This window comes from Pseudoalteromonas sp. (genome assembly GCF_036960685.1).
Taxonomy (GTDB): Bacteria; Pseudomonadota; Gammaproteobacteria; order Enterobacterales; family Alteromonadaceae; genus Pseudoalteromonas.
This window is the reverse complement of sequence record NZ_JBALXK010000043.1, coordinates 1-10,458: the sequence shown is the minus strand read 5'-3', so window position 1 is coordinate 10,458 and position 10,458 is coordinate 1. Positions and strand designations below refer to the sequence as shown.

Sequence of the window (10,458 nt, the reverse complement as noted above, 5' to 3'; positions counted from 1 at the left end):
GTCAGACGATGATTTAGCACAGCGTTACCGCACGCAGTGTGACCCACGTTTAAATGCAGACCAAGTATTAGAGCTAGGCTTCTTAGTGGCAGACTTATTAAAAGACGCACGTAAGTAGAGTTAGTCCAAAAAATCAAAAGCCGCAACAGCGGCTTTTTTAATGTCCGATATTATTTTTATACCTTAAGTAACTAAAATTAGCTATATCGAAGTTAGTACTTACGACGTTCAAGGCCTGTATCAGAAATGATTTTAGCTGAAATTTCTTCAACAGAATGGTGTGTTGAGTTCAAATAAGGGAGCTTGTGCTTTTTATACAGCATCTCAACTTCACGTACTTCAATACGGCACTGTTTTAGCGATGCATATTTAGAATTCGCCATACGCCTTTGACGAATATCTGCTAAGCGAACCGGGTCAATTGTAAGCCCAAATAACTTTTGCTTATATGCAGTTAAACAAGCTGGTAACTTACCAGTTTCTAAGTCATCCTCGGTCAGCGGATAATTTGCTGCTTTAATACCATATTGCAATGCCAAATATAAACTCGTCGGTGTTTTGCCACTACGACTAACTCCAACCAAAATAATATCAGCCTCGGCATAGTTTTTAATATTAGCGCCATCATCATTGGTCAACGCATAGTTAACCGCATCGATTCTAAAATCATAACTTTTTTCGTGCATAGAATGAGTGCGATGGACTTTTGGCACTGGTGCAACCTTAAGTTCATCCTGGATCTTATCGCTAAAGGCAGTCAAAAAATCATAACTAACAGCATCAGCGGAACGAATTATTTCACTTAGACTATGATTCACAAAGGTAAAAAAAACTAATGGTTTTTCACCTTCACGTTGCGATGTTGCATTGATCAACGCTTTTACTTCATTAGCTTTAGCTTCTGTTTCAACAAATGGAATGGTTTTATGGTTAAATTCGACGGGAAATAAAGACAAAGTCGCATGGCCAAATACTTCAGATGTAATGGCTGTGCCGTCAGAAATATAAAATGCAGTTCTCATATTAACCTTTTTATTACGTTATAGAGTAAATTGGGGTCCTTACGGTTTACGTAAGGTCTGTTGCCAGTGTAGAATGAAGGGGACCTTTTTAGAAGGTTTTCTTTCTTAACTCTCACAGTTAATACGACAATTTGTTTTTTGGAGAAAGACCCGTGCAAGAATACGTTCTCTGGTATCAAGAGCTTGGTATGCAAGATGTTCCACGAGTTGGCGGCAAGAATGCCTCCCTTGGTGAAATGATTTCTAACCTAGCTAACGCTGGTGTGCAAGTGCCAGGTGGTTTTGCTACAACCGCCGATGCGTTCAATGAGTTTTTAGATCAATCAGGACTCAATGCAAAAATTCACGACATTCTCGACACTTTGGATGTTGATGATGTAAACACACTAGCCAAAGTAGGTGCAGATATCCGCCAATGGATCATCGACACACCATTCCAACCTAATTTAGACCAAGCAATCCGCGATGCATACAGCCAACTCCACGGCGACGCAGCAGCAGATGTTTCATTCGCAGTTCGTTCATCAGCCACAGCTGAAGACATGCCTGATGCATCGTTTGCAGGTCAGCAAGAAACCTTTCTAAATGTTCGTGGTATTGACTCTGTCATGGTTGCCATCAAACATGTATTTGCTTCATTATTTAACGACCGCGCAATTTCATACCGCGTACATCAGGGTTATGACCACCGTGGTGTAGCACTCTCTGCGGGTATTCAGCGCATGGTTCGTTCTGACAAATCAGCATCAGGTGTCATGTTCAGTATTGATACTGAATCAGGCTTTGAAGATGTGGTATTTGTAACATCAAGCTATGGTCTAGGTGAAATGGTCGTACAGGGCGCTGTTAACCCGGATGAGTTTTATGTTCATAAACCAACACTCGCCAAAGGTAAGCCGTCAGTAGTACGTCGTAATATTGGCTCTAAAGCCATTCAAATGATCTACTCAACTGATCAAGCCCATGGTAAGCAAGTTGAAATAGTTGATGTAGATAGCGCTCTTTCAAACAAATTCTCAATAACAGATGCTGAAGTTGAAGAACTAGCCAAGCAAGCTGTGATCATTGAAAAACACTATGGCCGTGCCATGGATATCGAATGGGCTAAAGACGGCAACGATGGCAAACTTTATATCGTACAAGCACGTCCAGAAACTGTTCGCTCAAACGAAGACACCAACGTTATGGAACGCTTCCAATTAAATGGCAGCAGTAATGTTGTTGTTGAAGGTCGCGCTATTGGGCATAAGATTGGTTCAGGTACAGTACGAGTTCTTAATTCAATTAGTGAAATGGACCAAGTACAAGTTGGTGATATCTTAGTTACTGATATGACAGATCCTGATTGGGAACCTATCATGAAACGCGCTGCAGCGATCGTAACTAACCGCGGCGGCCGTACCTGTCACGCAGCAATCATTGCTCGTGAGTTAGGTATTCCAGCGGTAGTTGGTTGTGGCAACGCCACTGATTTAATTAAAGCTGGCCAAGAAGTGACCGTATCATGCGCCGAAGGTGATACTGGTTTCATTTACGAAGGTATTTTAGACTTTGAAATCCTCACTTCTCGTGTTGATAAAATGCCTGAACTACCAATGAAAGTAATGATGAACGTGGGTAACCCTGATCGCGCATTTGATTTTGCACGTTTACCGCACGCAGGTGTTGGTTTAGCTCGTGTAGAATTTATCATCAACCGTATGATTGGTGTGCACCCTAAAGCATTGTTAAATTTTGATGCTCAAACAGACGCATTAAAGAGCGAAATCACCGAGATGATTGCAGGTTACGAATCACCGGTTGAGTTCTATATTGCTAAACTGGTTGAAGGGATTGCAACTCTCGGTTGTGCATTTGCTCCTGAGCGCGTTATTGTTCGCATGTCTGATTTTAAATCAAATGAATACGCTAACTTAGTTGGCGGCCAACAATATGAGCCAGAAGAAGAAAACCCAATGATTGGTTTCCGTGGCGCGGCTCGTTATATCTCTGAAGATTTCCGTGATTGTTTCGCTCTTGAATGTGAAGCAATAAAACGTGTACGCAACCAAATGGATATGACCAATATTGAGATCATGATCCCATTCGTACGTACGCTTGAAGAGGGTAAACGTGTTATCGAACTACTTGAAGAGCATGGCCTTAAACGTGGCGACAACGGCTTAAAAGTAATCATGATGTGTGAACTTCCATCAAATGCACTACTTGCAGAAGAGTTCCTAGAATACTTTGATGGCTTCTCAATTGGTTCAAACGATTTAACTCAGTTAACACTTGGTCTTGACCGTGACTCAGGTTTAATCGCTCATTTATTTGATGAACGTAATCCTGCAATCAAAAAACTTCTTTCTATGGCGATTCAAACAGCCAAAGCAAAAGGTAAGTATGTAGGTATTTGTGGTCAAGGTCCTTCAGATCATGAAGACTTTGCAGCCTGGTTAGTAGAGCAGGGTATTGATTCTGTTTCACTAAATCCAGATACAGTAATCGAAACATGGTTATACCTTGCTAAAAAATTAGCAAAGTAACAGGTTAGATTAGAGTGAAAATGCCAGCAACTAAGCTGGCATTTTTATTTATTCAATTAACTATTACAAACTTAGCGAGCAAGTTTTTTATCTAAAAATGCACATGACTTAGTCAACGCTTTTTGACAAAGGGCCAAGTAATGGCGTGCTTTTGGATAGTAAAATGAAAAGCACATTAAACCTGCAATAAAGAATATAAGTGACGGACCAGGCACGATTGCAAAAAATAATCCTAGCAACATACATAAGCTGCCAATAAATAATAATAAACATTTTTTCATTTCAAAGATTCCGTGCAATTAAGTTTATAAGCATCAGTATAGGTATGCTGGTTATTATTACGACAAAAAGAGTGTTACAAACTGTGAAATCTTCAATTTCTATTGCGCTTTAGCATGATATAATCTAACAAATGCCTTAATTTATCACCGTCATGATAGCAACAATAAGCCAACAAGATGCCGCGACCGAATTAGTCGCAAGTTACCTAAAAACAATAACTAAACAAGGGTTTACTGGCGATACAGATGCAAGTTACGGCACCCGTCTAACAGCATCAACCGACAACAGTATTTACCAACAATTACCGCAAGGTGTCATTTTTCCGAAAACCGAAAAAGACATTCAAATTGCTCTGCAAACAGCAGCTCAAGACCCTTACTTATCGTTAACTTTTGGCCCTCGTGGCGGCGGTACCGGAACCAACGGGCAGTCTTTAACACCTGGTATCATTGTTGATTTATCTCGTTATATGCGTGAAATTCTTGAAATAAATGCAGAAGAAGGTTGGGTGCGTGTACAAACAGGGGTTATTAAAGATCAGCTAAATGATTTTTTACGCCCGTACGGCTTCTTTTTTGCACCAGACTTATCAACCAGCAACCGAGCAACCATTGGGGGCATGGTCAATACTGATGCATCAGGACAAGGTTCATTAGTGTATGGCAAAACCAGTGATCATGTTTTAGGCCTAACAACCTATTTAATTGACGGTACACAAATGTCTACCAGTCCAATTGAGATTGAAAAAGCCAAACTTATAGCCGAGCAAGACACCACAATTGGAAAACTGTACGCTACGGTGCTTAATATTTGTTTATCAGATCGAGAAGCTATTTTAGCGAAATTCCCTCGCTTAAATCGTTTTTTAACCGGCTATGACCTAGAGCATATACTAAGTGATGACTTACAAACTTTTGATATGAGTCGCCTCATAACGGGATCAGAAGGCTCACTTGGTATCGTCACTGAGGCAAAACTCAACATAACACCGATTGCTGAATTTAAAACGTTAATCAACATTAAATACGATAGTTTTGATTCTGCACTGCGCCATTCACCATTTTTAGTTGCGGCGCGGGCAACGTCTGTTGAAACAGTTGATAGCAAAGTGTTGAATCTTGCTCGCCAAGATATCGTTTGGCATTCAGTATCGGACTTAATAACGGATGTTGAAAACAAAGACATGCAGGGACTCAACATGGTTGAGTTTAATGCAGTATCGGTCGACGACATAAAAGACAAAGTTGAAACATTATGTAAGTTACTCGACGAATGCGTAGCACAGCAAAAGAATGGCGTCATTGGTTATCAACTTACCAGTGATAAAGCTGACATATTAAAAATTTATGGTATGCGTAAAAAATCAGTTGGCTTATTAGGAAATGTAAAGGGCACACAAAAACCCCTCGCGTTTGCTGAAGACACTGCCGTTCCTCCGGAAAATCTTGCTGATTTCATTGTTGAATTTAGAGCCTTACTGGATAGCCATAATTTGCAATATGGTATGTTTGGTCATGTTGATGCAGGCGTATTACATGTACGTCCGGCTCTGGATATGTGCGATCCTGAACAAGAAAAATTATTACGTGTGATCTCCGATAGTGTTGTAAAGCTAACAGCTAAATACGGCGGCCTTATGTGGGGTGAGCATGGCAAAGGCTATCGTAGTGAATACGGTCCTGAATTTTTTGGTGAACATTTATTCAACCAATTACGCCGTATAAAGGCGGCGTTTGATCCAAACAATCGTATAAACCCAGGTAAAATATGCACCCCGATTGACAGTGAGGACTCACTAGTTAGCGTTGATGATCAAAAACGTGCGTGGTTTGACAAGCAAATTTCTGTCGATGTAAAAACCAGTTTTAACAATGCAATGACCTGTAATGGTAATGGCATTTGCTTTAACTACGATGAAAAATCACCTATGTGCCCATCTTATAAGGTCACCGGTGATCGCCGTTATTCGCCAAAAGGGCGCGCCAGTTTAATGCGGGAATGGCTGCGTTTACAACAGACTAAAAACATAGATTTATTAGATATAGAAAAAGAACTCAACAAAGGTGAAGTGATCACTTGGTGGGAACGTTACCAGCATAGTCGTGATAAGAAAAAAGGCATTTACGATTTTTCTCATGAAGTAAAAGAGTCTATGGATGAATGTTTGGCTTGTAAAGCATGTACAACTGCCTGCCCAATCAAAGTAGACGTACCGACTTTTCGTTCTCGTTTTTTAAACTATTACCATAGTTATTATGCTCGCCCACTAAAAGATTACTTAGTTGGTAATATTGAAAACAGCGCACCAGCTATGGCAAGCTTCTCTCGCGTTATTAATCCTATTGTAAAAACTAAACTTGTTAGTTCGTTGATCAAAAAAACGGTTGGCTATGTAGATACACCATTACTTAGTACGCCTTCACTTAAAAAACGCATCAAAAAACAACATCAGTTTAATTTTCAACAGCTACAATCGCTAAGCCCTGATCAACAAAATGAATATGTACTAATTGTTCAAGATCCATTTACTAGTTTTTACGAAGCTGAATTGGTCGAAAGTTTTATTCAGGTCATTTCCGCTTTGGGTAAAAAGCCAATCCTATTACCATTTTTGCCTAACGGAAAGCCGCAACACGTAAAAGGCTTTTTACATGAGTTTAAAATTACCGCTAAAAATGCCGCTGCGTTTTTAAATTCACTATCAGAAATTAATGCACCTTTAGTTGGTTTAGATGCTTCTTTGGTAATGTGTTACCGCGATGAATATAATTCTATTTTAGAAGATGAGCGTGGTGAGTTTGAAGTTTTACTCGCTCATGAATGGTTGGCAACACAATCATTTAAACCACTGGCCGAGAAAGTAACCAGTGCTGCGCCATTCACTTTATTAAGTCACTGTACTGAAACAACAGCTTTACCAAAAGCAGCAAATGTTTGGCAAACAATTTTTTCTGATTTAGGTTTAACACTTAATACAACAGCAACAGGTTGTTGTGGTATGGCTGGTACTTACGGTCACGAAGCACAAAACCAAAACAACTCGCGCGCTTTATACGAAATGAGTTGGCAAGGTGTTGTTGAAAAAAATACGCCGGAGCAATTATTAGCAACAGGATTTTCTTGTCGAAGCCAAGTTAAACGTTACGAAAAGTTCAAGCCTAAACATCCGATTGAACTACTCGCAATAAAATTGGCGTAGTACACATTAAATTAGTAAAAACAAAACGGCGAACAACTAAAAGTTATTCGCCGTTTTATTTTATTCATTAAACAAGTTTAGTGAAAATATTTTTGTGAGCTTAATTTCTTTTTGAAAAACTGTCCGCGATCGGTTTGGTTGTCATACCATGAATAAAAACACTGAACAAAATAGTCGTCATCGCGATGGTCGCTATTTGGTATTTGTTTTCAATATTTGTATCAATGACCATTAATGTAAATACGATTGAAGCTAAACCCCGAGGCCCAAACCACGCAAATGTTAATCGCTCTTTGAATTTTAAATTAGTAAATTGCAGTGACAACATAACCGGAATAATTCTGATCAGTGTGGCACTTAAAAGTGCAAACACAATGATTGGCCAAGTTATTTTTGGTAACACTAAATAACTGCAAACAAATCCAAACAAACACCAAATAAGTAAACCTGTAAAATCTGCGATGTGTTCGCTGTCCTCAACAAGTTTCTCTCTCAGTGGCTGCTCTGTAAATTTATCAAAAATTAATCCAGCAACAAATACTGCGATAAAACCACTACTGTGAAAACTCTGTGCAATTGAAAATATAGTCATTGCAATCCCAACCACTAAAAATGGACTGGTATTGTTTGAAAAGTAATGACGATCCATTGCAAATTTTATTAATGGAATAATTATCGCCATACTCAATGCGGCAATAATTATTGCAACACCTAATTCTCTAGCAAAAACCAGCCCTGTATCAGCAAGCGAAAATGTTGAACTTGGCTCTTGTGCTAATAACATCAACACTAAAAATATCGGCACACATAGGCCATCATTCAAACCACTTTCTGTGTTTATACCCTCACGAATTTTTTCAGGCACTGCGGTGCTATTTAATAAACCTTTACTAAGCGCCGCATCGGTTGGCGTTAAAATTATGGCAACTAGTGCAGCTTGCAATAATGTTAACTGACTGAACATTAAACTTGCTATTACAATTCCTGCCATTAAAGTCAGTGGCAAAGCAACAAAAAGCAATAAGCTAGGATATTGAAAGCTATGTTTTAATACTGATAATTTAGTTTTAGCTGCATCAGTAAATAAAAAAATACTCAGCGTTAATTCTATCAAAGGCAATAAGTGATCTAAGTCACTTTTTAAATAGGCGGTTTCGTTAGGTAATAAAAACGCAATGGCAGCACCGGTTATAACAAAAAACATTGGCCCTGTGATTTCGACTCGTTCGAGTTGTCGCATAGATAATGAGTAAATTAAAAAAGCTAAGCCAACGCAGGCTAATACACTGTATTGCATTTAAATTTTCCTATTTATTCCTGATTTAGCACGTTCTTTAATATTGGTTTGAATATAAATTTGATCGGTTGTGGCTATTTTTGCGTGCCCCAGATCTTCAGATAAATGTTTCAATGGCCGGGTTTGAGCATCATGCGTTGCACCTGTATGTCTGAGCCAATGCGCAGTGGCCGATTCTAACTGTTCAGCATCATCAGTAAAGCCATCATCAAGTAAAGATTTTTTTGCTAAATCAAAACTTTGCTGTACTAAACGACGAATTTGCCTTACGGTCATACCTCCTTGTCCGCGAATTTTATGTACCAAAGGATCGGCTTCATCAACGCGGGGCAGGGCAGGCAACCCCCTATACAATCTATAACGTTTTAAGTAAGTTACAAAATCATCGCTTAATGTTACATCACGTAATTTATTACCTTTACCCATGATCCTTAAGAACCAAAATCCATCATTGTCTTGCCAAAAATGTGACATAACGGGCGACCATTGCGGACGTTCTGATAATTCTGAGATCCGTAAATAGAGGCCTTTTAAGCAGGCTAGAGTAAATAAATTACGTTCTAGATCTGGTGTTTTCTCACATTTATCACGCGTTACACCAAATACATATTCCCATTGAATGTCACTTAATGTATCGGGTATTTTTATTTGAGACTGTACTACTAAATACGGGCTATTTTTTTTCACCACAGGCACAAAGTTAGCAAACGTTTTTTCTTCTAAAATTGCAAACTTATAAAAAACATTCAAAGCGGTGAACATTGCCGCTAAAGTTTGCTGACTGGCGATCGATTCTTTAAGCATAAAAGGGCGCCAATTAGCATTTAAACGACGGATACCATGCTCATCTTTATAACGCCATTGTACAGAATCCGTTGCCCATTTTTTGTCAGGTTCTACCATAAAATCGACATAAGCTTCAACGTCTTCGCGTTTGAGATCGAACACTGACTTTTCAGCTACCAACCAAGACCACAAATAAAAACGTTCAAGTTCATTACGAAATCTGTTGTAGGTTGCTTCTGACTTTCGCCCGTAAACATATAAAAACTGGTACAAAAACACTAATTCTTGCTTAGATTCAGCGACAGTCAAGCTAACTTGCTGTATAAAGGTGGCAAGTTCTGGGTATTCTGATTGCAGTGTATCATCTTCAAGATGAGCAATTTGATACCGTAATTGTTTTAATGTATCGACCAGTGCAACAAGCATATTAATATTATTTCTACTAAAATAAAGTAGTTACAGTTTAGTTATAAAGTCCGATACTGTCTAGTATTGGACTTAGTATAAGTAATAAAAATATGATCGCTGTGGTTTAAGGAAAACATATGAAAAATTTTATCGCGTTTAGCTTACTTGCCGCTACGTTAGTTTTATCAGGATGTGCTACAACTGGTAGTGCTTCACCTACTGAAAAACGTAACTTAGTACAAAACATGCGTGCAGATACACTCGGCAAGTTATACAAAGAAAAGCCAGATGTTAAACAACAAATTGCTAATGCTGCAGGTTATGCCGTATTCGATAATGCCAATGTAAACGTGGTACTGGCAAGTTTTGGTGGTGGTTATGGTGTTGTAAAAAATAACCTAACCGGTAAATCAACCTATATGAATATGGGTGAAGCCGGTTTAGGCCTTGGTTTAGGGGTTAAAGACTTTAACGTTGTTATGGTTTTTCATAACCAAGCCGCATTAAACCGTTTTATTGAACACGGTTGGGCATTTGGTGGCAATGCCGATGCTGCCGCGAAATACCAAGATAAAGGTGGTGCCGTAGTGGCCGAAGCAATCGCCGATCAAGTGACTGTGTATTCATTAACCGAAAATGGGCTTGCACTACAAGCAGTATTAAAGGGCACAAAATTTTGGGTAGATTCTGAGTTAAACTAAGCTTTAAAAACCCTTCTAAAAGTGGGCTAGTTCGTGTAATTACGCCCACTTTAATTTAAATGTCACAATTTAACATAACGTAATTTATGGGATATCGCTATTACGCAAATGCGTCCTCAGTTGGAGCGTTTGCTAGTCCTGCAACTAGTGTTAGCGCTACACATGCTGCACTAATCTTTTTTACAATATCAGACCAAACTTTGCTTTCCTCTTTGGTTTTCGATTTTTCAATAGC

Annotated in this window: 9 protein-coding genes; 4 read left to right on the top strand and 5 right to left on the bottom strand. The window is 39.0% G+C overall.

Annotation, left to right across the window (positions count from 1 at the left end; genetic code table 11):
* Positions 1–118, top strand: a 118-nt coding sequence (locus V7783_RS20560; protein ID WP_335680322.1) for a 3-deoxy-7-phosphoheptulonate synthase, incomplete at its 5' end; no start/stop codon positions are given.
* Between the two features lie 94 nt (positions 119–212).
* On the opposite strand, the gene ppsR is transcribed toward V7783_RS20560, so the two are convergent.
* Positions 213–1,022: a posphoenolpyruvate synthetase regulatory kinase/phosphorylase PpsR gene (gene ppsR, locus V7783_RS20555; RefSeq protein ID WP_335680321.1), complete on the bottom strand. Its 810-nt coding sequence runs from the start codon at positions 1,020–1,022 to the stop codon at positions 213–215.
* A 152-nt stretch (positions 1,023–1,174) separates the two neighbouring features.
* Between ppsR and ppsA the strand changes: the two genes are divergently transcribed.
* Complete coding sequence (ppsA, locus tag V7783_RS20550; protein WP_335680320.1) at positions 1,175–3,550, top strand: phosphoenolpyruvate synthase; 2,376 nt, start codon at positions 1,175–1,177, stop codon at positions 3,548–3,550.
* Between the two features lie 71 nt (positions 3,551–3,621).
* On the opposite strand, the gene V7783_RS20545 is transcribed toward ppsA, so the two are convergent.
* Positions 3,622–3,831 (bottom strand): hypothetical protein, encoded by a 210-nt coding sequence (locus tag V7783_RS20545; RefSeq protein ID WP_335680319.1) that lies wholly within the window; start codon positions 3,829–3,831, stop codon positions 3,622–3,624.
* Between the two features lie 152 nt (positions 3,832–3,983).
* Between V7783_RS20545 and ydiJ the strand changes: the two genes are divergently transcribed.
* A complete protein-coding gene (ydiJ, locus tag V7783_RS20540; RefSeq protein ID WP_335680318.1) occupies positions 3,984–7,031 on the top strand; it encodes a D-2-hydroxyglutarate dehydrogenase YdiJ in 3,048 nt (1,015 codons plus the stop codon).
* Between the two features lie 100 nt (positions 7,032–7,131).
* Here the strand turns inward: ydiJ and V7783_RS20535 are convergent, their stop codons facing one another.
* Both V7783_RS20535 and V7783_RS20530 read right to left on the bottom strand, forming a co-directional pair.
* A complete protein-coding gene (locus V7783_RS20535; protein WP_335680317.1) occupies positions 7,132–8,328 on the bottom strand; it encodes a cation:proton antiporter in 1,197 nt (398 codons plus the stop codon).
* Positions 8,329–9,540: a tyrosine-type recombinase/integrase gene (locus V7783_RS20530; RefSeq protein WP_335680316.1), complete on the bottom strand. Its 1,212-nt coding sequence runs from the start codon at positions 9,538–9,540 to the stop codon at positions 8,329–8,331. It abuts the gene before it with no gap.
* Positions 9,541–9,659: 119 nt separating this feature from the next.
* Between V7783_RS20530 and V7783_RS20525 the strand changes: the two genes are divergently transcribed.
* Positions 9,660–10,223 carry a YSC84-related protein gene (locus tag V7783_RS20525; protein ID WP_335680315.1) on the top strand — a complete coding sequence of 188 codons (564 nt, stop codon included), beginning with the start codon at positions 9,660–9,662 and terminating at the stop codon, positions 10,221–10,223.
* A gap of 100 nt (positions 10,224–10,323) precedes the next feature.
* Here V7783_RS20525 and V7783_RS21240 read toward each other — a convergent pair whose 3' ends face one another.
* Positions 10,324–10,455, bottom strand: coding sequence for a DUF3693 domain-containing protein (locus tag V7783_RS21240; RefSeq protein ID WP_442961401.1), 132 nt, complete (start codon positions 10,453–10,455; stop codon positions 10,324–10,326).
* Positions 10,456–10,458 lie beyond the last annotated feature (3 nt).